Source organism: Corynebacterium sp. AOP40-4SA-5, from assembly GCF_052377355.1.
GTDB lineage: Bacteria > Actinomycetota > Actinomycetes > Mycobacteriales > Mycobacteriaceae > Corynebacterium.
On sequence record NZ_JBQSWS010000004.1, the window covers coordinates 14,555 to 36,510 of the forward strand.

Here is a 21,956-nt window from a genome sequence, read left to right on the forward strand (position 1 = left end):
ATGAAGGTTCTGTTGCTGTGCTGGCGCGACTCCCGCCACCCCGAGGGCGGTGGCAGCGAGGTCTACCTCGAGCACGTCGCCGAGTATCTCGTGGGCCGGGGGCACGAGGTCACGTTCCGCACGGCCCGCTACCCGGGCTCCGCCGCGCGTGAGCGGCGCAACGGGGTGACCTACCTGCGCGGTGGTGGGAGTTTCACCGTGTACCCGCGGGCCTGGTGGTACATGCTGCGTGCCCGGCTGCCGTGGGGTACGAACCACTCAGACCGCCCGGACCGCCCGGACATTGTCGTCGACACCCAGAACGGTGTGCCCTTCCTCGCCCGCGCCCTGGTGGGCAAGGACGTGCCCACAGTGCTGCTCACCCACCACTGCCACCGCGAGCAGTGGCCCGTCGCCGGCCCCGTGCTCTCCCGGGTGGGCTGGTTCATCGAGTCGCGACTCTCGCCCTGGCTGCACCGCAGGTCACCGTATGTGACGGTGTCGGAGCCGAGCGCGGAGGAGCTCGTGGAGCTGGGCGTGGACCGCGCGCGCATCCGGGTGATCCGCAACGGGGTGGACGTCCCGCCGGACCTCGGGGACCTCGACAGGAGCGCCCAGGGCCGCGCGCCGGACGAACCGATCCACCTGGTCACCCTGTCGCGGCTGGTGCCGCACAAGCAGCTCGAGCATGCGTTGGACGCCCTGGCCGCCGTCCTGCCCGCCCACCCGGACACCGTCCTGGACGTCATCGGCGACGGGTGGTGGTCGGAGAAGTTGCGGCGTCACGCCGACGACCTGGGGGTCTCCGGGCTCGTGGTGTTCCACGGGCACGTCTCCGAGGAGGCCAAGCACCGGATCCTGGCGCGGGCGGCTCTGCACATCCTGCCGAGCCGCAAGGAGGGCTGGGGACTGGCGGTCATCGAGGCGGGCCTGCACGGCGTGCCCACACTGGGGTACAGCACGTCTGCCGGGCTGCGCGACAGTGTGGTCGCGGACGGCCCGCGGGCGACGGGCGTGCTCGTGGACTCGGAAGGTGGGCTGATAAACACCCTCGGGCACCTGCTCGACGACCCCGCCCTGCTCGCCGAGCTGGGGGAGAATGCGCGGCTCCGCGCCGGGACGTTCTCCTGGGGGCGCACGGGTGCCCGCTGGGAGGAGTTGCTCGGGGAACTCGTCAGCTGAGTCATGCCCCAGGCCGGAAAATGGCCATTCTTCGACCTGGGGCATGAGTCAGATGACATGGGGTGAGGCAGGCGGCCTCTCAGGCGGTGAGGTGCTCGACGAGGATCGACGCGCCGATCCCGATGAGCACGAGCCCGCCGATGAACGTCGCCGGACGTCCCAGTCGGCGTCCGCCGTGGTGGCCGAGCCAGCCGCCGGCGAGGGACGCCAGGAACGTCGTCGCCCCGATCAGGCCCACGGCGACCAGGATGTTGATCGGCACCAGCGCGAAGCCGATGCCCACGGCGAGGGCGTCGATGCTGGTCGCGACGCCGAGGGTGAGCACGGCGCGCACGGTGAAGGACGTGGCGGGCGCGGTGCCCTCACCACCACCGCTGCCGTCCCCGCGTCCCTCGCGGACGGTGTCGACGATCATCTTCGTGCCGATGCCGGCGAGCATGGCGAAGGCGATCCAGTGGTCGATGCTCTCGACGAACCCGGCGACCGAGGACCCCACCGCCCAGCCGATCAGCGGCATGACCGCCTGGAAGACACCGAAGACCACGGAGAGCAGCAGGATGCGGCGCATCACGTGTTCGCGGATGGTGGTGCCCTGGACGACGGATACGGCGAAGGCGTCGGCGGAGACGCCCAGGGCGATGAGCAGGAGCTGGGTGGTTGTCATGGGGGAGGGACCTCTTCTTCGGCGGTTCCGGTGGTTCGGGCACGGGGCTGGGCCGAAGGTCTCGTTCGCCTGTCAACGGCTGCTGCACAGGTGGTGCGCCGGGCCGAGCGGGACGGCCGGTGTGTCGACACACCTCCGGTCGCGGGCGACCGGGAACTACTCCCCTTCACACAGGGTGACGCCGGCGGTGCGCCGCGCGTCGGGCAGTGACTTTAGCGGCAGGTCACAGAGTGCGAAAGCACGTTTTCCGGAGTTCGTGGCCCCAAACTCCGGCACGGGGGACCGTTGACAAAAACGCTTCACCGTGTCACTGTACTAGATACCTAATACAGGCGGACAATGGAGTGTCGCCTGTGGGACACGTGAGGAGGTGGCCGTGGAGTTCGACAACTCGTCCCCGATCTGGAACCAGCTGCTCCAGGAGTTCTCGCGGCGCATCGTCACCGGCGCATGGACCCCGGGGGAACGTCTCCCCGGCGTCCGCGAGCTGGCGGCCGAACTCGGGGTCAACCCCAACACCGTCCAGCGCTCGCTGGCCGAACTCGAACGCACCGGGCTGTGCCGCACCGAGCGCACCGCAGGACGTTTCGTCACCGACGACGCAGGACGCATCGACGACGAGCGCCAGGCGCTCGCCGACGGCGCCGTCGACGACTTCGTCCGACGCGTCCGCGGCCTCGGACTGGACCGGGACCAAGCGACACACCTCGTCACCACGAGGTGGACAGGACACGAGGAGTGACCGTGAACGACACAATTAACCAACCACTCGTCCGAACCCGTGGGCTCGGCAAGACCTACGGCAAGCGGGTCGCGCTCACCGGCGTGGACCTGGACCTGAACCCGGGGCAGATCGTGGGCCTGCTCGGCGAGAACGGCTGCGGCAAGACCACCCTGCTCAAGACCCTGGCCGGCGTGCTCGCCGGCTACGACGGGGACGTCGCCGTGGCCGGCCACGCACCCGGACCGGAGTCGAAGGCGCTGGTCTCCTTCCTGCCGGACGCCGGCTTCCTCTCCCCGTCCCACAGGGTCAGCTTCTGCCTGCGGATGTGGTCGGACTACTTCGCCGACTTCGACACCGACAAGGCCCGCGCGATGATCGCCGACTTCGGCATCGACGAGGAACTGCGCATCAAACAGCTCTCGAAGGGCATGCGGGAGGAGGTGCAGGTCGCGATCGCCATGTCGCGCCGGGTTCCGGTCTACCTGCTCGACGAACCGATCTCCGGGGTGGACCCCTCCGCCCGCGACTCGATCCTCAGGAGCATCATGGCGAACCTCTCGCCGGACTCGCTGCTGCTGATCTCCACACACCTCGTCCACGACCTCGAGCCGATGCTCGACGCGGTGGTGATGATGCGCTACGGACATGTGCTGCTCCAGGGCAGTGCCGACGACCTGCGCGCACACCACGGCACCAGCCTGGACGGCATCTTCCGGGAGGAGTACCGATGAGCACTGTAACCCCGACAACCCCGACCCCGACAACCCCCACCTCGACCCTCTTCCGTTACGAGTGGCTGCGCACCCGCTCGCTGCTCGGCGTCACCACCGGCCTTGCCACCCTCGGCGTGCTGCTCTGCTCGGTGCTGACATGGCTGGACTGGACCCTCTTCGGACCCCTGGCCGCGGCCGTCGGCATGATGCTCGTCATGGTCTTCACCCCGGTGATGCAGATCGTGCTGGCCGTGGACTACTGGCGTTCCAGCTACGGCGCGACCGCCTACCTCACCCAGACGCTGCCGGTGAAGGGCAGCCGGATCCTCACGGTGAAGCTGCTGTGGGCGGCGCTGGTGAGCACCGTCAGTCTGGTCGTCACTGTCCTGCTCGGCTGCGTGCTCTACACCGGGTTCTCCGTTCGTGACCCGCAGATCACCGGCCTCGGCGAGATGCTGGACGAGTTCTGGACGGCCCTCGGCGACTCCGGCGTGCCGGCCTGGCTGATCATCGGGGTGATCGTGGCCGGTTACCTGGCCATGCTCTCCGCACCGGTGCAGTACTACTTCTCGATCTCGGTCGGCAAGGAGCGGTGGCTGCAGACCCTCGGCCCCGGCGGCCCGGTGCTGGTGTTCTTCCTGCTGGGCATGGTCGCCCAGGTCGTGGCCCTGATCGGACTTTTCGCCATCCCGGTGGGCCTCAGCGGCGACGCGTCGGGCTGGACGCTGGGCAGCTACAGCCTGCTCGACGAGATCGACACCACCCCGGGCGTCTCCGGTCCCTACGACTCCGCGATGCCGCTCGGCTTCGTCCCGCCGATGGCGATCCTCATGCTGGTCTGCCTGTGGCGCACCTACTACTCCTGGAACCGCAAGATCGAGCTGGAGTGACCCGCGGTCCGCTGAGGTAGCTACTCCGTCACCTCGTACAGCCGCCACCCGTCGGACGCCCAGATCTCGCGGTGCTGCCCCAGCACAGCGTCCGCCCCGTCGGCGGCGTCGGAATCCCCGCCGTCCTGCACCAGCACCAGGTCCACGCCCCGCTCGGCGAGCCGGTCCTCGCCGGACGCCAACTCGGTGAGAGTGGCCACGGTGTCCGGGTCCCCGTCGACGAGTTGGCCGTCCACGATCAGGTACCCGGGGTCGACAGGCGCGCCGGGCACCATCTTCAGTGCCGGATCCAACGCCGGACGCCCCGCGACCATGCGGTAACTGCCCGGCGGCCACAGCAGCGTCCGCGCTGTCCCCCCGTTCTCTTCTTGCCAGCGCGCGACCTCGTCGGACGCCTCGGCGTAGGCGGCGTCCAGCTGCACGGGGGCGACGTCGGCGACGTCGCGCGGCAGGGCGGGCACGCCCGCCCACACCAGCAGCAGGACTCCCAGGCCTGCCCACGTGCCCCGACGAGTCGGGCGCAGCCCGCAGGCCAGCAGCACCACCGCCCCGGGCAGGGCGAGGACCACGAACTTCTGGGTGTCGCGCACCAGGCCCGCACCGGGGAGGTTCTCGACGAACCAGCCGAGCACCGCCACGCCCGGGGGAGTGGCCGCGACCGCGGGCAGCAGCACGGCGAGGCCTGCCAGGCACACCAGCGGGACGCAGCGCAGCGTGCGGCGTCGGACCAGTACACCGGCGACGACGCAGGCGGCGACGGCGAGGACCACCCCGGCGCCGGTGCTCAGCGGGGCGAGGGCCTCGCGGGAGGCGGGGACTGCCTCGGCGTTCCAGATGCCGCCGAGCCCCGCCAGCGCCCCGAGCGTCCCCACCCCGGGTTCGGCGCGCGCGGCGAACAGCGCCGCACCCGCGGCGTCCGACCGTGCCGCCGAGGCCCCGGCGTTGAGCAGGGTCGGGACGACCCACGGCAGGGCGAGCACCACCGCAGTGCCGGCGACCACCGCCATGCGGCGCAGGCCGCCGGACGCCACCAGCGCCGTCACCGCCGCGAGCACCAGCCCCGTCGGGGTGAGTGCGCACACGGCCATGAGGAGCACGAGGGCGGGCAGTGAGCCACGCGTGCCACGCATCGCGGTGAGGGCGACCGTGGGCAGCAGCATACCGGCGGCCACCACCGACCAGTGCCCCTGCAGCAGCCGCTCGGCGACGAAGGGGCTCCACAGGGTCATCGCCGGGGCGATCGCCACGGCCGCACGGGTGCCCCCGACGTGCCGGGCGAGGGCGGCGGCGCCCAGCGCACCGACCCAGCCGGCGGCGAGCATCAGCACGCTGACCGTCACCGGCGGGGGGATCAGCGGCGACAACCAGGCCAGGACGGTGTCCTGGGGGACGGCGCGCGGCAGGCCGTCGCGTCCGGTGGCGAGGTCGTTCAGCACCATGGTGTGGGGTACGACCATGTCGCGCAGCACCAGCGACGGTGCGCCGGCGGCGTCTGCACCGAGCTGGTTGAGCTGGTTGAGCTGGGTCAGCAGGAAGGGCCAGAGGACCGCGCACGTCAGCACCGCGCACCACAACGGCAGCAGCCACCGTGCGCGGCGCGACGCCGGACGCGGTGGCTGGGTGGGTGCCGGGGTGGTCATCGTCCTGATTCTAGGGGCCGGGCCCGGTGACCCCTATCGACCCCGGTCGCCCCGGTGGTGCCGGGGCGGGAATGTCAGCCGCGGTGGCGGCCCGACGAACGGGCGAGGATGATCCCGACGACGAGCAGGATCACGCCGATGATGCCCGCACCCCACGGGATGTAGGTGCCGATGAGGTCCATCGAGCGCAGGCCGTCCTTCGCGCGGTTCATCTGGTTCTCGTGGGTCTCGTCGTTGAACTCGCCGGGGTAGTACATGGCGGTACGGGTCGGGTTCGCCAGCTCACGCTCGCGGTTCTCCGGCTGGGCCATCTCCTCGGCCTCGGCGTCGTCGCGGGCGTAGTACATCCACACCTCCTCGGCACCGTGCACGATCACACCGGTGTCCGGCTGCACGCGCAGGGTGCGGTCCACGGTGTAGTAGCGGCTCATCTCGACCTCCGGGCCGAGGTCGGCGTCCTCGCCTTCAGCAGCGTCCTCGTCGTCGTCATTGGACGCCGCAGCGTCCTCTGAACCCTCGGTGTTCTCGGTGTCCTCGGGGTCCCACCCGTCGACCTCGTCGGGGGTCAGGCCCCACTTCGCGGCGGGGAAGGACAGCTTCAGCGATCCGAGGGACTGCTGGTCCGCGGCGCTGAGCTCTCCGTCGCCCTTGAGCATCGCCTCCACGTTCGGGTACATCTCCGACGGGCCGATCTGCTGCTCGAAACGGTAGACCGTCTCGCCGTCCATCTTCTCCTGGTCGACGAAGTCGATGTCGTTGGTCTCCATCAGCCGGTGGTCGAAGTAGGGGTAGGCCTTCTTCTCGGTGTTGAAGGGGAACTGGAACTGCAGTCCGGTGCGGGTGAACTGGGGGACGTCCTCGTTGACGTTGCCGCCGTCCACCCCGGGCGCGGTGATGTTCAGCGACGAGGTGGGCTCGTCGACCGGGTAGGCGCTCTCGCGGTCCAGGGTCACGCGGTCGATCTCGGCGGACAGCAGGTTGTCCGGCTCCGGCAGGTCCGCCTGGTACACGGTGCCACCGGCCTCGAGGGTGACCTCCTTGTCGTCGGTGGGATCCTGGGCGCGCACGAAACGCTGGGACTGGATGTCCGTCTCCGGCCAGATGAAGCAGCTCACGACCTTGTTCTCGCCCCGGCACTCCGGCAGCGACTCCTTGCCGGCCACCGGTTCGTCGGCGGCGAGCGCGGCGGCGTCGGTCAGGATCCCCGGGGCGACCTTCGTGACCGTCGCCGACTCGATGTCCTTCGGGATGACCTTGCCCTTCGGCAGGACGTAGATCGGCTGTGCCAGCGCGATGACCAGCAGAGCGGCGCCGAGGATGATGGCGAGGTGGGAGAAGACCTTCTTCATGGGGGTCTGGTTCCTGTCCTGGTGTACGTCAACGAGCGGGGAATCCACAGCTACTTTACCTGCTGAAACTACGGCGTCGTGGAGGGACACGCCAGGAATCCGGCGCCGGTGACGGGGTTCACCGACGGGACGGGCGCGCGGGCCGTCCTGTCCACGGTAACCTGATCGGCGATGAGCCAGTCGATCCGGTCCCGGAAATCCTTCCTCCCCGCCCTGGAGGGGATGCGCGCGGTCGCCGCGTTGGGGATCATCGTCGCCCATGTGGCCTTCCAGACGGGCAACGACACCGGCGGGCTGGTCAACCGCATGATGGCGCGCCTGGACTTCTTCGTCCCGGTGTTCTTCGCCCTGTCGGGGTTCCTGCTGTGGCGCCGCCACGCCGCGGAGACCAGGTGGGGGGCGTACTACGTGAAACGTCTGGGGCGGATCCTGCCGGCGTACTGGGTGACGGTGGTCGTCGTCCTGCTGCTGTTCCCGGTCGCCTCGGAGGGCGGGGCGCCGGGCCCGGTGGCGACGGTGGCGAACCTGCTGTTGCTGCAGAACTACGTGCCGGACGGCCTGGTCGGCGGGCTCACGCACCTGTGGTCGTTGTGCGTGGAGATGTTCTTCTACCTGCTGATGCCGGTCCTCGCGCTGGCGGTGGGACGCCGCACCCGGCGGGTGCGGGTGGCGGCGATCGTGGCGGTGGGCTGCCTTAGCTACGTCTGGCCGTTCGTCGCGTGGCACGACGCGGCAGTCAACGCGCACATCATGCCGTGGGCGTTCCTGTCCTGGTTCGGGGTGGGACTGCTCGCCGCGGAGCTGGAGGGGTGGCTGCAGGACGCTGCGGGCGGGTGCCACGTGAGGACGGTGGACGCCGTGCGCCGCTGGGCGCGGCGACGGTGGCTGTGGTTGCTGCTCGCGGTGCTCGCGGTGCTCGTGGCCGCGCTGGACGGTCCGGAGGGCCTGGTGACGGCGGGGGACGGGGAGTTCGCCCGCCGTAACTTCTACGGCCTGGTCTTCGCCGCGTGCCTGATCGTGCCGTGGGCGGTGGCGCCTGCGTCGCGGGTGCTGGACTCGGCGGTGATGCAGGCGTTGGGCCGGTGGTCGTACTCGATATTCCTGTGGCACATGGCGATGTTGTCGCTGGTGTTCCCGCTGCTGGGGATCGGACTGTTCCAGGGGGAGATGCTGCTGGTGCTCGTGGCGACGGTGGTGCTCACCATTCCCGTGGCGGCGCTGAGTTACGCACTGGTGGAGGACCCCGCGCGCCGGGCGGTGAACCGGTGGTGGCAGGGGCGGGCCACCAGGTGACCGACGGGGTGACCGACTAGGTCGCCGACGGGCGCCGCGTTTGCGGCCTATCTTTCGTTGGTATGCGGTACTTCCGGGAACTGCGCGTGGGCGGATTGTATTTTACTATCGACGAGGAGCTCTCGATGCTTGTCGGAGATTCGCTATTCCGATTCTTTCAATTCCGGCGTCAACCAACCATGCGCCTGTGTGGATGGTTGAAATTTTAAGGATATCGAAATATGTAGGTCGGCGATACTGATTCTTCGGGAGTTACCGAGACACTTTACCGGAAATGTATTTCTAAAGCAATATCTCTGCATTCCATAAATACTTTGGCGATGGCGGAATTGCCGTCAAGCTTACGTGGTAACGAGCTAGGGTGAATAGCAGAAAAATACCCAGGCTGAGACCGAAATATGCCAGAAGTGACGTTTCTGTAAATATGCAGAAGAAAGTAGGAATGAAGAGGGCGATCGAGAAGTTGAAGAATGTAGCCTCCGCAATCTGTCGACTTATCGGACAGTTCGAAGCTTTCTCGACTATCAATAGTACGACTAAAATTCCAATCGCATACACTGTGACAGTGAATATCCCCCATATCTTCAGGTCTTCCATTGGTATTCCACCTATATTTCTTCTAGTTGAAACGGTATTGGGCGGGGTCTCTAGCTGCTCGGGCATTCATGTCGTCGCCTCATTGCGAAGGCGTCCCCGAGCTGTGGCCCCAGGGGAACCATGACTGGCGCCGTAGGTACCGTAAGTGACCCAAGGGTCGCGCCCGTCCGGGTCCTCGCCATTCCTGCCTTATTTTCTTCAGTGAGGGGCAGCGGCAGTGTCGCCAGCATGCTTCGGTTCGTTGGCTGTATCTGACACTCTCTAGTTAGCGAATATAATGTTGCCTGTCACGTCCAGCCGTCGGTTGGCTTGGGGATTGACGAAAACAGGGGCGAAAATAGGGGCACTGTACATTCAGTTTAAGTAAGCTGCGCCGGCCAGTGGAACCTGGTCTCGTCGTGTGACGGTCTAGCTGATCTTATCATTCTCGTTCCCGGGTCTCTTCGATTTTCTCCGGAAAAGGCTGGCCTACCTCGAAGTGCCTTGGCGGAGTAGGTCCACCAACCCAGTCGTCGAAGAAATTCATCTTCGGTACATCGCCTGGGTTATCACGTCGAGACCTCTTCTTTCTGCTCCAGATGATGAGCACTATCACTGGGGGCAGTGTTATCAGCGTACCCAACAGTGCGAGTAGTAGTGAACTCATTGTGCCCGTTCTTTAAGGGATCGGAAATTCTGCGATCTGATTGCCGAGCGGAATATCCATCGGTCCGCGGTTGACTTGCGTTTGTCACGGGATGGTCGGGGTCATTGCTGCTAGGTCGAGGGGCAGCGGTTGCGGTGATGCTCACCGCCGCCGCGGAGATCCTGCGGCTGACTTCGACGGGAGTGTTCCTCGTGAAAGTCTTGAAGTTATCGTATCGAACGCTACGGGATAAAAGCCAGGAGAATATCATCACAGTTCTACATCGATCTGATCTCTGTCTTGGGCGTGAACGGCACGGTAGGGGTCACCGGCCGGCTCACGGTGGCAATGGCGGGTGCCGCGCAGGAGATGCTCAACCGTCGTTGCCTGAGTCATGAACTCGGGTATCTGCGCTGGTGTACTTGGCGGAGTTGGGACAAGTCGCTTTTCACTCCCCGGCGACACCATGGTGGTGTCGACATGGCGGGTCAGAGAGTGGCGCCGTCGGGACCAGCGGGGTGGTGACTGTTCTGGCTTGATCCTTTGTCGGGATACAGAGGCTCGTGGGAGCGCGCTGCAGTTCCAGATGGGCGGCGTCACTGCGTAGGCGCTTCCGGATCCTACTTGATAGATCTATCAAGTAGCTATCAAGTAGAACTGTCGTCGCAGGTCACGGTGGGAGGCTACTTGTCATCCGACCTATCAAGTAGCTATCAAGTAGCCATCACGTAGGTGGCGCGCCCCGATGGTGAGGCTGCTTGACGGGGATCTGCCCGCAGGCGGTGGCGGTGAGGCAGGCGAGGAACAGCAGCTGCACCGTCCAGGAGTAGCCGGCGTAGTCACCGCCGCCCCACGGGGAGCGGACCATCAGGGCCGTGGCAATCCCGCCCAACACCATCGCCAGCGCCGTCGGACGGCTTACCCAGTGCACGACTCGGCGCACAGTGGGCCACACTCCCGACGCTGGCAGGCGGTTGACCAGGGCAGGACCCGCCAGACTGACGGCCATGGTCGCCACGGCCGCGCCCACGCCCGCCACACCGCCGAGTACGGCGGAGAGCGCCAGCACACCGGCTCCGACCAGAAGGCCACGGGCCAGAGGATGCGGACGACCCGTCGGGGCGTCGATGGAGACATCGCCCGTGGTGCTCGCCGCAGGGCTGCCGTTGACGCCGGCCCGGGAGCCGTGCCGCCGTGCCGTCCACAGTGCGGCCACCCACCCCAGCAGCAGCACCAGCGCCCCGAGCAGGCCGGCACCCAACCAGCGCTGGTAGGTGTCGGTGGCGGTGAAGTGCACGTCGAGAGCGGCGGTGATCTCCTCATCGCTCATGTCGTCGGCCAGCCCGGCGGGCACCACCCAACCCTGCTGCCAGCCGTTCACCGTCACCGAGTCCAGCGCAGTGCCGTCGAGCTCGGCGGTGCGGCCGTCGTTGACGGCGGTGGACGTCACCACGACCCGGTCGCCGGACGCTGTACTGTCTCCGGACGCCGCAGCGTCCTGCGTCGTGGCCCCGTCCTGCCTATTCAGGGCGATCCACCGGTCCCGGCTGCGGACCTCGTGCTCGCCGGCGTCGAGCTGCACGGTGTCCCCGCAGGCGACCGGGACCCCGTCGATGCTGCTCACGGTGTCCTCGCCGGCGGCGCAGCGGTCGGAGTCCACCTGCACGGTCACCGGCGCACCGGCGTCCGGCACGGTGACGGTGCGGCGCAGCTCGAACTCGTAGATCTCCTGGCCCAGCACCCACCGGTCGGGAACACCAGCACCATCAATACCGGCAGCGCCGGCGGGGACGACGATGTCGCGGCGTGGCGTCACGTCCTGCCCGCTGGCCATCTCGGTCAGGGTGATCTCCCCGAGCCCCGGATCGCCCCACGAGCCGACGATGCGCAGCTCCACCCGGTCGGCTTCCCCGCTGGGCAGCACCAGCGGACGGTCGGAGTCGTCGGCCTCGCGGTAGCCGGGGATGAGCATCGTCGTCGAGGCCACGGTGTCCCCGTCGAGGTACGTGGTGGCCTGCACCCGCACCGGGCTTCCGGCGGCGCGGGCCTCCAACGACATCTGCGACACCGGGCGGGCCAGGTCGAGGGTCAGCGTCTGGTTGATCGGCGAGCCGGTGCCCGGACGCCACGCGGTCTCGGTGACCCCGTCGACCGCGGCGGACGGCCCGGAGTACGCCTGCGCCCCGCCGAGCGACGTCGGGTCGGACGCCGAGGAGCTCGCCGTGATCCTCCCGTTGCTCTCGCGGACCTGCGTGAGCTCGGAGTCGTCGAGGCCGGTGGGGTAGTCGCGGGCGGGGTTGCGGGTGTCGCGCGCGTCGTCGACGGAGCGGATGTCGGACTCCGCGCCGACGACGTTGCCGTAGTTGTGCTCGCGCAGGGCCGGGGTGTCGGTCACCGTGTCCACGGCCGGCTCGTCGTCCGCCGAACCGTCCGGCAGATCCTGGCGCAGGATCCGGTCGCGCGGGGAACGTCCGGCCGCGGCGTCGGCCGCCGCCAGGCGCGGCAGCACCTCCGGCCCACCGGCGGTGACCTCCAGGTCCCCGGCGTCGACCACACGCGGGCCGGACGCAGCGGCGTCTGTGCCGCCTGTACCGTCCACCCGGAAGATCCTGATGTCGCCGTCACCGCCGCCTCCGTCGCCGAAGTCGGCGACCTCGCTGAAACCGTCGGACGCCGCGGAGTCGGTGAGCGTGCGCAGGACGGCCCGGGCACCGGGGGTGTCCGCGGTACGCGCCAGGTCGGTGCGCACCAGCACGAAGCCCACACCCTGCTGCGCCATCGCGTCCGCCAGCGCCGGGTTCGCCCCGGACGCACCCTCGGCGACGACCTCGCGCTGCAGGCCGTCCAACCCACGGATCGCCTCCGGCGGCACCAACGGCACCGCGTCGCGCACCACCCAGGGGACGTCCAGCAGCGCCTGCGCCGGCTCGTCGCGGGTGTTGCCCCACGTCTGACGGGCGGTGCGGGCCTCCGGGAGGATCATCGTGCGCGAGTCCGCCGCACCGTTGGCCGGGTCGTTGAGCCAGTCCGCGGCCTGCTGCCAGTACCCCGGGACCTGCCGGAAACCGTCCTCCGGCACCAGGCGTCCGGTCCACGCCGGCGCGCACGCCACCGCCACCACCAGCGCCACCGTCGTGCACGCCACCACCGGCCGGTTGTGCTCCGGACGCAGCCACGCCGCACGCTCACGCGGGACGTCCAGCCCGCCGAGCAGGTGGGCGAACCCCGCGATCAACGGCAGGTGCACCAGGGCGTCGAACTTGTGCAGGTTGCGCAGCGGCGCACCCGCACCGTCCAGGAAACTCTGGACGGGGCCGGCGACCGGGGAGAACGGGGAGGCTGCCACGCCGAACACCAGCACGCCGGCGCCCAGCATCAGCAGCCACGTGCCGGCGAAGGGCATCGGACGCGTACGGGTGGCACCGCGTGCGAAGCCGCCGCGCGCCAGACCTGCCAGCCCCAGCAGCGCCACGGCCAGCGTCGCCGCGACGAAGACCGCCTCGGTGGCCAGCGCGAAACCCGCCTCACGCTCGGTCGACAGGAACGCCGTCCAGCTCGTGGTGCCGCGCAGCACCTCACCCAGGTTGAACCAGTGCGTGGTCAGTCCCGCGGCCTCGATGTAGTCGGTGAACGGCGGGGAGTAGCGGCCCAGGATCAGCAGCGGGCCGACCCACCAGAAGCAGGCCAGGACACCGCCGGGAATCCACCAGGCGGCGAAACGCCAGGCCGTCCGGCGGCGCACCGCGGCCCCCGCGCCACCGGCGAACACCCCCTGCGCCAGCCACCACAGCACCGCCGGCACCACCGCGGCCAGCGTGGCCACCGCGTTGATCGCCCCCAGACACAGCACCGCCACGGCCGAGCCGAGCGCCGCGGCGGCGACCCGCCGGCTCGTCGGACGTGGGCCCGCCACCAGGATCCGCACCACCGGCAGCATGATCCACGGCACCAGCGCCACCGTCCACGCCTCCGAGGAGATCGCCCCCAGCGTGGTCAGGATGCGCGGGCTCAACGCGAAGAGCACCGCCGCCACCAGGCGTGACAGGCGCGACCCGGTGGCCGTGGCCTCCAGGAGTTTGAGTGCCCCGGCGAAGGCGAGGAACAGCAGCAGTGCCCACCACAGCCGTTGCGTCACCCAGTCGGGCAGGGGGTCCAGCAGGGCGAAGAACAGGCCCTGGGGGAAGAGGTAGCCGTAGGCCTGGTTCTGCAGCTGGCCCAGCGGGAAGACATCCGTCCACGGCGACAGCGCCTGCGAGAGGAAACCCCACGGGTCGGCCGTGAGGTCGTGCTTGGTGTCGGCGACGGTCAGCCCCGGTCCCTGGAGCAGGGCCACCACCAGCCAGAGGAGGCCGGCGAGGCCCCAGCCGCGGCGGGAGAGCGTCACACCTGTCGGTATCGTCTGTATCGTTCGGCGGCCGCTAGCGGCGCTCGCCGTACTGGATGGAGCCCATCACCGCGTCGTCCACCGCGATCTGGTTCGACGGCAGGTCGGAGGAGTCCGCGATGCTGCCGGCGAACAGGGCCGCGGCACCACCGAGCACGACGCCGACGACGGCGGAGGCGACGGCGGGGCCGAGCGTGCGGCGGGGCTGGGAGTCGGTCTCGGTCGGCATGGGTTATCCCGTCAGTGGGTCGGAGGCGTGTGGGGCGGCGGCGATATTCACCAGATGATACTACCTGGTCGGCGCGTCGCCCGAACCCGCGTCGGAGGCCGTGTCGGCGGAGTCGGCGGAGTCCGCCGTGTCGGTGCCGTCCTCGTCCTCGTCCTCGACGGGCGGGACGATGAGCACCGGGCGCCCGGCGTGCTTGACCAGGCTGTCGGACACGCTGGACTGCAGCAGCGAACGCCACCCGCTCAGCGCGCGGGAACCGGCCACGATGATGCTCACGTCGAGCTCACGGGCGGCGTCCACGATCGCACTCCAGATCGCCGTCGCCGACTCCACCAGGAAGGGCTCGGTGGTGAAGCCCTGCGCCTCGGCGAGGGAGACGCCCTCGCGGCAGATCGCCACCGCGTCGGAGTAGGCGGGGTCCTCGGTGTCGTCGGTGACCGAGGACCAGTCGTGCTGCATCATGCCGCTCATGCCGGCGGTGCGGGCCGCCTGACGGTGGATCGGCTCCCAGACGGTGAGGATGTAGATGTTGCGGGTCGACAGGAACCGCCCGGCGTACTCGATCGCCCCGCGGGCCTCGTCGGAGCCGTCGAAGGCGATGAGTACGGTGTCGCCCTCGAACGACCCGAGCGTGCCGACTGTCTCTGTGCTGGATTCGCTAGCCATGGCCCCGAGCGTAGTACGGTCGGGGTGCGATATGGCGGCACGGTGGTGAAGAAACCGTAAATTCCCTGGCAAACACTTCGCCGTGCCCCCGCCCCGACGATCCCACGACGATCCAGAGAGCCTGAGGCCCACCCGTGAGCGCTGTCCGACGCACCCCAGTCACCGTCCTCGCCCTCGCCGCCACCGGCGCGCTCGCGCTCGGCACCGCGGCGTGCTCCTCGCAGGACGCCGACAGTGCCGGGACCACCGCGGCGGCGCCCACCTCCGCCGCGGCGTCCGGCACGTCCGGCGCGGAGGAACCGGACGCGCAGGACGGTACGGACGCCGGGACGTCCTGCGTGGACGGTGAACAGGACGTGGCGCAGCTGGCGGCGTCCACCCTCGCCGTCGGTGTCGTCGGCTTCGACGACGCCGCGGCGGCCGTCGACGCCGGGGTGCGCCACATGTTCATCGGCTCGTCCACCGACCTGTCCATGCTCGACGGGCAGGGCGACCCGGAGCGCAGCGTCACCGCACTCAAGGAGCGTGCCGCGGCCGCCGGCGGGGAGCTGACCGTCTCCGTCGACGAGGAGGGCGGCCAGGTCCAACGCCTCGGCGAGATCATCGGCGAGCTGCCGGCCGCCCGCGAACTGGCGGACACCCTGAGCCCGGAGGAGGTCCGTGGGGTCTTCGCCGAGCACGGGCGCAAGATGCACGACCTGGGCATCACCATGGACTTCGCCCCGGTGGTGGACCTCGCCGGCGGGGAGTCGATCAGCGACAACGCCATCGGTGACCGGGCGTTCTCCGACGACCCGCAGGTCGTCACCGACTACGGGCGCGCCGCCGTCGACGGCCTGCTCGACGCCGACGTGACCCCGGTGATCAAGCACTTCCCCGGTCACGGCCACGCCACCGGCGACTCCCACGAGGGCACCGTCACCACCCCGCCCATCGAGGAGATGGGCGCCGACCTCGCACCTTTCGCCGAGCTGTGGCAGATCCCCGGAGTGGCCGTGATGGTCGGGCACATGCAGACCCCCGGGCTGGACGCCGGCGACGTCCTCGGCGCGGACACGCCGTCCTCGCTGAACCCGGCGGCGTACACGGCGATGCGCGACGGGCTGGACGGTTCCGGCCCCGGTTCCAGCCCCGGTTTCGATGGCGTCGTCTTCACCGACGACCTCACCGGCATGCAGGCCATCACCGACCTGCACTCCGGCCCGGAGGCCGTGGTCGCGGCGCTGAACGCCGGGGCGGACGCACCGCTGACGTCCACCGCGGCGGACGTCCCGGCGACCGTCGACGGCCTCGTCGCCGCCGTGGAGTCCGGCGACCTCGACCGGGCGCGGCTGGAGGAGGCCGCCGAACGGCTGTGCTCTGTGTGAGGTCCGGGGTGAGGTTTTTGCCGCCTCAGGTTCCGCCTCAGGATAATCTCCGGTTATTGTGAAGGGCGTGAGCAGTAGCAACCCGAACGACAACACCCCCGAGGCCACGACGCACCGGCGCAAGCGTCGGCTGTGGCCGGTGTGGACCGTCGCCGGCATCGTCGGCATCGGTGGGATCCTCTACGCCACCGACCTGATCATGACCGAGGGCAACGTGCCCCGCGGTGTGACCGTCGGCGGGGTCGATGTGGGCTCGATGTCCAAGGACCAGGCCGAGGCCCGGCTGAGGAACCAGCTCGCCGAGGGCGTCCGCGCCCCGGTGGAGGTCACCGCCGGCGAGATGTCCACCAGCATCGACCCCGCGAAGTCGGGACTGTCGGTGGACTGGGCGGCCACGATCGACCAGGCCGGCCAGCAGCCGCTGAACCCGGTAACCCGGGTGATGAGCTTCTTCGAGCAGCGTGAGGTCGGCACCGTGAGCGCCTACAACGACGAGCTGCTCGACAACACCCTCACGCGCGTGGAGCAGGACCTCACCCGCGACCCGGAGAACGCCGCGCTGGCCATCGACGACCGTGGCGCCGCCGACATCACCGACGACGTGCCCGGCCAGGCCGTCGACTCCGGTGAGCTGCGCGAACAGGTCCGCGACCACTGGCTCAACGACCAGCGCGAGGTCAGCGTCGACGCCGACGTCACCCAGGCCGACGTCCGGCGCGACGCCGCCGACGAGGCCGTCACCGAGGTCGTCGACAAGGTCACCAACGGTGACGTGGTCTTCGCCGGACGTGACGACACCGACGGTGTGCTGCGTCCGGGGGACATGGGGCGCATCGTCACCTTCGTGCCCGAGGACGGCGACTTCCGCGTGGACTGGAACCGCGACGCCGCCGAGGAGATCCTCGACGCCCAGCTCGGCTCCACCGAGGTGGAGTACCGCGACGCCGGCTTCAACATCAACGGGCGCGACGTGCAGGTCACCCCCTCGCAGGACGGGGTGACCATCGACTGGGAGAAGACCCTCGACCCCGTCGAGGACAAGCTGCTCGACACCGACGAGCGCCGTCACGAGGTCACCTACGAGGACGAGAAGGCCACCTACACCACCGAGATGGCGCAGCGTGCCAGCTTCGACGACGTGGTCGGCACCTTCACCTCCGGCGGCTTCGCCGACGACTCCGGGGTGAACATCCGACGTGTCGCCGAGCAGGTCGACGGGGCCGTGGTGCTGCCCGGGGAGACCTTCAGCCTCAACGGCTACACCGGCCCGCGTGGCGAGGCCCAGGGCTACGTGGACGCCGGCATCATCCAGGACGGTCACGCCGACACCGCCGTCGGCGGCGGCATCAGCCAGTTCGCCACCACCCTCTACAACGCCTCCTACTTCGCCGGGATGGAGGACGTGGCGCACACGCCGCACTCCTACTACATCAGCCGCTACCCGGCCGGACGCGAGGCGACGGTCTTCGAGGGCGCGATCGACCTGCAGTTCAAGAACACCTTCGACACCCCGGTGCTCATCGAGGCCAGTGCGGACTCCAGTTCACTGACCGTGGACATCCGCGGGGTGAAGGAGGTCGACGTCTCCTCCGACACCGGTGAGCGCACGAACTTCACCGACCCGGAGCGCATCGAGCTCTCCGGCGACAACTGCTCGCCGTCCTCGGGCGCGCGTGGTTTCACGGTGACCGACACCCGGACCGTGCGTGACCTGGGCGGCGCGGTGGTCTCGCGGGACACCACGACCACGGTCTACGACCCGGCACCGATCGTGACCTGCTCGGACTGAGTTCTAACCGGACCGTAGCGCGCAGGAAACTGACCGGTTACATGGTAGTTCTAGATTTGTAGGCAGTCCTCGGGAATGCCGGGGGCAACCCCTCATAAGGAGAACTATCATGGGTCTTGTTTCTGGTCTTGTCGGTATCGTCGGCGATCTTCTTCACCTGCTGCTCGGCGGTCTGTGACCTGATTTTCCGCTCTTTTTCCGGGGCCTGCGCGTGGCATTCAGCCACCCGCGGGCCCCTTTTTTCTGCCCTGGGGAGGGGATGGGCGGTCAAGTCCCCGGACGTGGTGGCTCCAGCGCCGTGGTGGGTGGCGCGGTGAGGGGCCAAGATCGAGCGTGGGGTGTTTGAATCCCCGGGTTCAGCCATCCCACGCTCGATCTTCGCCCCTGTATCCAGCAGCCGTCCCCGCACACGGTCGGGCCCGCCACCGGAAGGGAATTCCGGGGGCGGGCCCGATCGTTCTCGTTCTCATGTGCCGTCGACGACCATTTATAGGAGAGGTCCCGGGCGGTTTCCACGCGCGGCACCTGGAGAGGAGAGGAGAGAGCGGTGCGGCGTGGGCGTTGAGGGGTGCGGTGCCCGGGGAGGGCGTGGACGGCTGTTGAGTTGAGGAGCCAGCGGCGGCGGCCGGGGTGAGGTGGGGCGGGGACGTCCACGGCTAGAGACGCTGAGAGACACCGTTGTCGGACATGCCCGTCCACCTGCGTTCGAGGAGAGAACCGGGGGGCCCGGCCGCTCGTCGCTGGCGTGCCAAGAAGATAGGCAGGCCAGTTGGTCATCTGCAACGGCAGGAAACGGGCTCTGGGGGTGGCCACATGGCCACCGTCAACGATCCCCCCAAGGAAATTGACAGCATTCTTCCAGTGCAGACGTACTATCGTTTTTCCGGAGCAATCGTTACGGGGCCGACGGGAAAGTTCTTCCGGGGGTGGAACTTCTCCAAGTATATGCTTAGCTCATTTTCCTGACATGATCCTTCAAGTTCGGGGAAATGAGCCGGTAACCGGGGCGTCGTCTGCAGGATGCCGGGACGCCGGGGCCCCTGACTTCCCTGAGGCCCCTGTGGCCTTCGCCGGACGCGTGTTCGCTCCCTCGCCGGGCCACGGGGCGATGAACAGTCCCGGCACCGGGCGCAGCACCCGCCAGACCAGCAGGGTGCCGGCCACGGTGAGCACGGTGAGCACCACGGTGCCGCCCGCGGCGGTCAGCGGGGTGGAGGTCAGCTGCGGGTCCGCGGTGAGCAGCACGCCGATGACGGGCAGGTGCAGCAGGTACACCGGCAGGGTGTTGCGTCCGAACCAGTCCAGGTGCAGCCACGGCAGGTACCGGGCGATGAGGGTGGCGGCGATGATGCCGGTGGCCATGCCCAGCACGGTCAGCGGCAGCCAGCACACCGACGTCAGGCCGATACCGGTCACGGTGACCCCGGCGATGCCCGCGGCCCACACCCCGCCCACGGCGACGAGCAGCAGTACGCTGGCACGTCCGGCGACCGCGGCGATCACCCGGTGGCCGTAGACGCCGAACTGGAAGACCAGGAAGTGGGTGAGCGTGCGCTCCCAGGCGAAGTTGTCGATGCCCAGCCACCCGAACGCGACCGGCAGGGACACCACGGCGCCGATCCCGAACTGCAGCCACAGCGGCAGCGGGCGCATCAGCTTCACGGCGGCGTAGTAGATGGCCAGGGCGTAGATGAACCACGGGCCGTACGTGGGGTCGATCGGCACCTCGAGGATGCGCAGGAGGGTGTCGTAGCTGTCGTTCCAGGGGAACACCTGGGCGCTCAGGGCCCACAGGGCGCTCCACAGCAGGAACAGCCACAGGAACGGCCCGAGGCGGTTCTGCACCTGCCACGGCCAGGGCCGGTCGACGCGGCGCAGGAAGAAGTAGCCGGCCATGGCGAAGAACAGGGGCATGCGTACGGTGCGCAGCGGGGACATGGCGTCCAGCACGCGCGGGTCGTACCAGGACTGGTCGACGGCGGCGGTGGCGACGTGCATGAGAACGACGAGGAGGATCGCCGCACCCTTGACGGTGTCTATCCAGGTGACGCGGGAGGGTGGTGAGGACGGCGAGGAGAGAGTACGGGCTGACATGTGGATCCTTGGGGTGTGTGAGGGGGTGCGGGGTGTGTGGGGGGAGGCCTTCAGCAGTCGAGGGTCTTCATCGCGCGGCCCCAGCCGGCGGTCTGGTAGACGGCCTGCTTGAGGTGGTTGACCACGGAGCGCGGGCTCTCGGGACGGTTCACGGAGAGGTCACCGTCCCAGCACCGTTCGAAGTACAGGCGGACGCGTTCGACGTGTTCACGCCCGGTGGACAGCACCATGGCGGACTCCCAGCCGTTGTCCTCGGCAAGGTCGGCGAACTCCCGGGCCTCCCCGCGGGTGGTGGAGGGCTCGGGGGCGAAGCAGTGCACGCGCACGCCCTCCAGCGGGGCGCACCAGGCGTCGTGGAAGCGTTGCACGCCGGTGGGGTCGGAGATCACCAGGTCGGAGATGCCCTGCTCCTGGGCGAGTTGCCGGGCGGCGAGCGCATCGGACGGTGCGGCGCCGCCGACCTGCATGAGCACGTCGACGTCCGCCGGCAGCGGGTCGAGGCGCGGCAGGTAGATCTTCGTCAGGGCGAAGAACCCCCACAGGCACAGCAGGAACGCCAGCAGCAGGACGCCCACCGCACGCGCGTGGGCCCCCGTGGTGCGGGGGCGCAGATGTGTGCGGGGACGTGGGCGGGGCATTCAGGAGTTCCCCACCGGCAGCTGCCCGCTGCCCTCCCGGTCAGGACGCTGCGGCGCCGGCGCCGCGTCGGACGCAGCGTCGGATGCCGGGGCGTCCTGCCCGGTCTGCGCAGTCGGGGACTTACGCGCGGTGCGCGTGTTCGCGCCCTCGCCGGTCCACGGGACGATGAAGACACCGGGGATCCCGCGGATCACCCGCCAGATCAGCAGTGCGACCACCACGGTCAGTGCGGTGCCGAGCAGTGGCACACCCACGGCCACCGGTGTGGTGGAGGGCAGGTCGAGGTCGACGCTGTAGAACACGCCCAGCAGCGGGATGTGCAGCAGGTAGATCGGCAGGGTGTTCTTGCCGACCCACGCCAGGCGCAGGCCCGAGGCGTGCCGGTCGATCAGCACCGCCGCGGTCACGCCCATCGCCATACCCAGCAGGGTCACCGGGATACGCGCCAGGTTGTCCAGCCCCAGGCCCACGAAGAACAGGGCCGCGGTGCCGGCGCCCCACGCCGCGCCGAGTCCCAGCAGCCACCACACGTTCGCCCGGCCGGCCATGGACGTCAACGCCCGGTTGCCGAGTGCACCGATCTGGAAGGTGATGAAGTGGGTGAGCAGCGAGGTCCACACCCACGAGTCGACCGTGAGGAAACCGCAGGCCACCGGCAGGGACACCGCCGCGCCGATCACGAACTGCAGCCACACCGGCAGCGGACGCATCAGCTTGACCACCACGAAGTAGATCGCCAGGGCGTAGATGTACCACGGGCCGATCGAGGGGTCCACGAACAGCAGGACGAACTGGCGGACGTCCGTGCCGCCGTTGCGCTCGACGGGCAGGAACTGGAAGACCAGCAGCCACACCGCCGTCCACACGACGAACAGCCACAGGAACGGGCCGATGCGGTTGCGCAGCTGCCAGGCCCACGGCCGGTCCACCCGGCGCAGGAAGAAGAACCCGGACATCGCGAAGAACAGGGGCATGCGCACGGTCAGCAGCGCGGAGGTGAACATGGAGAGCTGGTCGCCGGACCAGGACTTCGGTTCGGCGAGGGCGACCGCGTGGTAGAGGACGACGAGGATCACGGCGATGCCCTTGACCGTGTCGATCCAGGTGAGCCGTGTGAGGGGCGGCATGGGGG

Annotated in this window: 17 protein-coding genes; 7 read left to right on the plus strand and 10 right to left on the minus strand. The window is 69.1% G+C overall.

Annotated features, from left to right (window positions below; all coding sequences use genetic code 11):
- Window positions 1–1,161, plus strand: coding sequence for a glycosyltransferase family 4 protein (locus tag ACT3S3_RS03205; RefSeq protein ID WP_301443474.1), 1,161 nt, complete (start codon window positions 1–3; stop codon window positions 1,159–1,161).
- Window positions 1,162–1,240: 79 nt separating this feature from the next.
- Here the strand turns inward: ACT3S3_RS03205 and ACT3S3_RS03210 are convergent, their stop codons facing one another.
- Window positions 1,241–1,825 carry a manganese efflux pump MntP gene (locus ACT3S3_RS03210; protein WP_301443473.1) on the minus strand — a complete coding sequence of 195 codons (585 nt, stop codon included), beginning with the start codon at window positions 1,823–1,825 and terminating at the stop codon, window positions 1,241–1,243.
- Window positions 1,826–2,201: 376 nt separating this feature from the next.
- Between ACT3S3_RS03210 and ACT3S3_RS03215 the strand changes: the two genes are divergently transcribed.
- From ACT3S3_RS03215 to ACT3S3_RS03225, 3 genes are read left to right on the plus strand one after another with little or no spacing between them, the layout of a single operon-like run.
- The gene (locus ACT3S3_RS03215) at window positions 2,202–2,567 is read left to right on the plus strand and encodes a GntR family transcriptional regulator (protein ID WP_301443472.1); all 366 of its coding nucleotides are present in this window, start codon (window positions 2,202–2,204) and stop codon (window positions 2,565–2,567) included.
- A gap of 2 nt (window positions 2,568–2,569) precedes the next feature.
- A complete protein-coding gene (locus ACT3S3_RS03220; protein WP_441579627.1) occupies window positions 2,570–3,280 on the plus strand; it encodes an ATP-binding cassette domain-containing protein in 711 nt (236 codons plus the stop codon).
- Window positions 3,277–4,152 (plus strand): hypothetical protein, encoded by an 876-nt coding sequence (locus tag ACT3S3_RS03225; protein ID WP_441579626.1) that lies wholly within the window; start codon window positions 3,277–3,279, stop codon window positions 4,150–4,152. Before ACT3S3_RS03220 ends, ACT3S3_RS03225 begins: the two co-directional genes overlap by 4 nt.
- 20 nt (window positions 4,153–4,172) lie before the next feature.
- Here the strand turns inward: ACT3S3_RS03225 and ACT3S3_RS03230 are convergent, their stop codons facing one another.
- Together ACT3S3_RS03230 and ACT3S3_RS03235 are read right to left on the minus strand one after the other, a co-directional pair.
- Window positions 4,173–5,792 (minus strand): hypothetical protein, encoded by a 1,620-nt coding sequence (locus ACT3S3_RS03230; protein ID WP_301442578.1) that lies wholly within the window; start codon window positions 5,790–5,792, stop codon window positions 4,173–4,175.
- A 74-nt stretch (window positions 5,793–5,866) separates the two neighbouring features.
- Window positions 5,867–7,141 carry a DUF3068 domain-containing protein gene (locus ACT3S3_RS03235; protein ID WP_444626197.1) on the minus strand — a complete coding sequence of 425 codons (1,275 nt, stop codon included), beginning with the start codon at window positions 7,139–7,141 and terminating at the stop codon, window positions 5,867–5,869.
- A gap of 171 nt (window positions 7,142–7,312) precedes the next feature.
- Here ACT3S3_RS03235 and ACT3S3_RS03240 point away from each other — a divergent pair, with 171 nt between their 5' ends.
- Complete coding sequence (locus ACT3S3_RS03240; RefSeq protein WP_301442580.1) at window positions 7,313–8,434, plus strand: acyltransferase family protein; 1,122 nt, start codon at window positions 7,313–7,315, stop codon at window positions 8,432–8,434.
- Window positions 8,435–8,716: 282 nt separating this feature from the next.
- Here ACT3S3_RS03240 and ACT3S3_RS03245 read toward each other — a convergent pair whose 3' ends face one another.
- From ACT3S3_RS03245 to ACT3S3_RS03260, 4 genes are all read right to left on the minus strand, one after another.
- A complete protein-coding gene (locus ACT3S3_RS03245) occupies window positions 8,717–9,097 on the minus strand; it encodes a hypothetical protein (RefSeq protein ID WP_301442581.1) in 381 nt (126 codons plus the stop codon).
- A gap of 1,283 nt (window positions 9,098–10,380) precedes the next feature.
- A complete protein-coding gene (locus ACT3S3_RS03250) occupies window positions 10,381–14,040 on the minus strand; it encodes an alpha-(1->3)-arabinofuranosyltransferase domain-containing protein (RefSeq protein ID WP_441588177.1) in 3,660 nt (1,219 codons plus the stop codon).
- Window positions 14,041–14,074: 34 nt separating this feature from the next.
- Window positions 14,075–14,269 carry a DUF2613 domain-containing protein gene (locus ACT3S3_RS03255; protein WP_301442583.1) on the minus strand — a complete coding sequence of 65 codons (195 nt, stop codon included), beginning with the start codon at window positions 14,267–14,269 and terminating at the stop codon, window positions 14,075–14,077.
- Between the two features lie 60 nt (window positions 14,270–14,329).
- Window positions 14,330–14,935 (minus strand): universal stress protein, encoded by a 606-nt coding sequence (locus ACT3S3_RS03260; protein WP_301442584.1) that lies wholly within the window; start codon window positions 14,933–14,935, stop codon window positions 14,330–14,332.
- Window positions 14,936–15,069: 134 nt separating this feature from the next.
- Here ACT3S3_RS03260 and ACT3S3_RS03265 point away from each other — a divergent pair, with 134 nt between their 5' ends.
- Together ACT3S3_RS03265 and ACT3S3_RS03270 are read left to right on the plus strand one after the other, a co-directional pair.
- Complete coding sequence (locus ACT3S3_RS03265) at window positions 15,070–16,302, plus strand: glycoside hydrolase family 3 N-terminal domain-containing protein (RefSeq protein WP_301442585.1); 1,233 nt, start codon at window positions 15,070–15,072, stop codon at window positions 16,300–16,302.
- Window positions 16,303–16,501: 199 nt separating this feature from the next.
- A complete protein-coding gene (locus tag ACT3S3_RS03270) occupies window positions 16,502–18,091 on the plus strand; it encodes a VanW family protein (protein WP_301442586.1) in 1,590 nt (529 codons plus the stop codon).
- A gap of 975 nt (window positions 18,092–19,066) precedes the next feature.
- Here ACT3S3_RS03270 and ACT3S3_RS03275 read toward each other — a convergent pair.
- From ACT3S3_RS03275 to ACT3S3_RS03285, 3 genes are read right to left on the minus strand one after another with little or no spacing between them, the layout of a single operon-like run.
- Window positions 19,067–20,185 carry an acyltransferase family protein gene (locus ACT3S3_RS03275; protein ID WP_441588176.1) on the minus strand — a complete coding sequence of 373 codons (1,119 nt, stop codon included), beginning with the start codon at window positions 20,183–20,185 and terminating at the stop codon, window positions 19,067–19,069.
- A 50-nt stretch (window positions 20,186–20,235) separates the two neighbouring features.
- Window positions 20,236–20,823 (minus strand): hypothetical protein, encoded by a 588-nt coding sequence (locus tag ACT3S3_RS03280; RefSeq protein WP_301444291.1) that lies wholly within the window; start codon window positions 20,821–20,823, stop codon window positions 20,236–20,238.
- Window positions 20,824–21,951 carry an acyltransferase family protein gene (locus tag ACT3S3_RS03285; protein WP_441579112.1) on the minus strand — a complete coding sequence of 376 codons (1,128 nt, stop codon included), beginning with the start codon at window positions 21,949–21,951 and terminating at the stop codon, window positions 20,824–20,826.
- Between the last annotated feature and the right edge of the window lie 5 nt (window positions 21,952–21,956).

Coding starts and splice junctions, on each gene's coding strand:
- ACT3S3_RS03205 (WP_301443474.1), top strand. CDS start 1: ATGAAGGTTCTGTTGCTGTGCTGGCGCGACTCCCGCCACCCCGAGGGC.
- ACT3S3_RS03210 (WP_301443473.1), bottom strand. CDS start 1,825: ATGACAACCACCCAGCTCCTGCTCATCGCCCTGGGCGTCTCCGCCGAC.
- ACT3S3_RS03225 (WP_441579626.1), top strand. CDS start 3,277: ATGAGCACTGTAACCCCGACAACCCCGACCCCGACAACCCCCACCTCG.
- ACT3S3_RS03230 (WP_301442578.1), bottom strand. CDS start 5,792: ATGACCACCCCGGCACCCACCCAGCCACCGCGTCCGGCGTCGCGCCGC.
- ACT3S3_RS03235 (WP_444626197.1), bottom strand. CDS start 7,141: ATGAAGAAGGTCTTCTCCCACCTCGCCATCATCCTCGGCGCCGCTCTG.
- ACT3S3_RS03240 (WP_301442580.1), top strand. CDS start 7,313: ATGAGCCAGTCGATCCGGTCCCGGAAATCCTTCCTCCCCGCCCTGGAG.
- ACT3S3_RS03245 (WP_301442581.1), bottom strand. CDS start 9,097: ATGCCCGAGCAGCTAGAGACCCCGCCCAATACCGTTTCAACTAGAAGA.
- ACT3S3_RS03255 (WP_301442583.1), bottom strand. CDS start 14,269: ATGCCGACCGAGACCGACTCCCAGCCCCGCCGCACGCTCGGCCCCGCC.
- ACT3S3_RS03260 (WP_301442584.1), bottom strand. CDS start 14,935: ATGGCTAGCGAATCCAGCACAGAGACAGTCGGCACGCTCGGGTCGTTC.
- ACT3S3_RS03270 (WP_301442586.1), top strand. CDS start 16,502: ATGACCGAGGGCAACGTGCCCCGCGGTGTGACCGTCGGCGGGGTCGAT.
- ACT3S3_RS03275 (WP_441588176.1), bottom strand. CDS start 20,185: ATGTCAGCCCGTACTCTCTCCTCGCCGTCCTCACCACCCTCCCGCGTC.
- ACT3S3_RS03280 (WP_301444291.1), bottom strand. CDS start 20,823: ATGCCCCGCCCACGTCCCCGCACACATCTGCGCCCCCGCACCACGGGG.
- ACT3S3_RS03285 (WP_441579112.1), bottom strand. CDS start 21,951: ATGCCGCCCCTCACACGGCTCACCTGGATCGACACGGTCAAGGGCATC.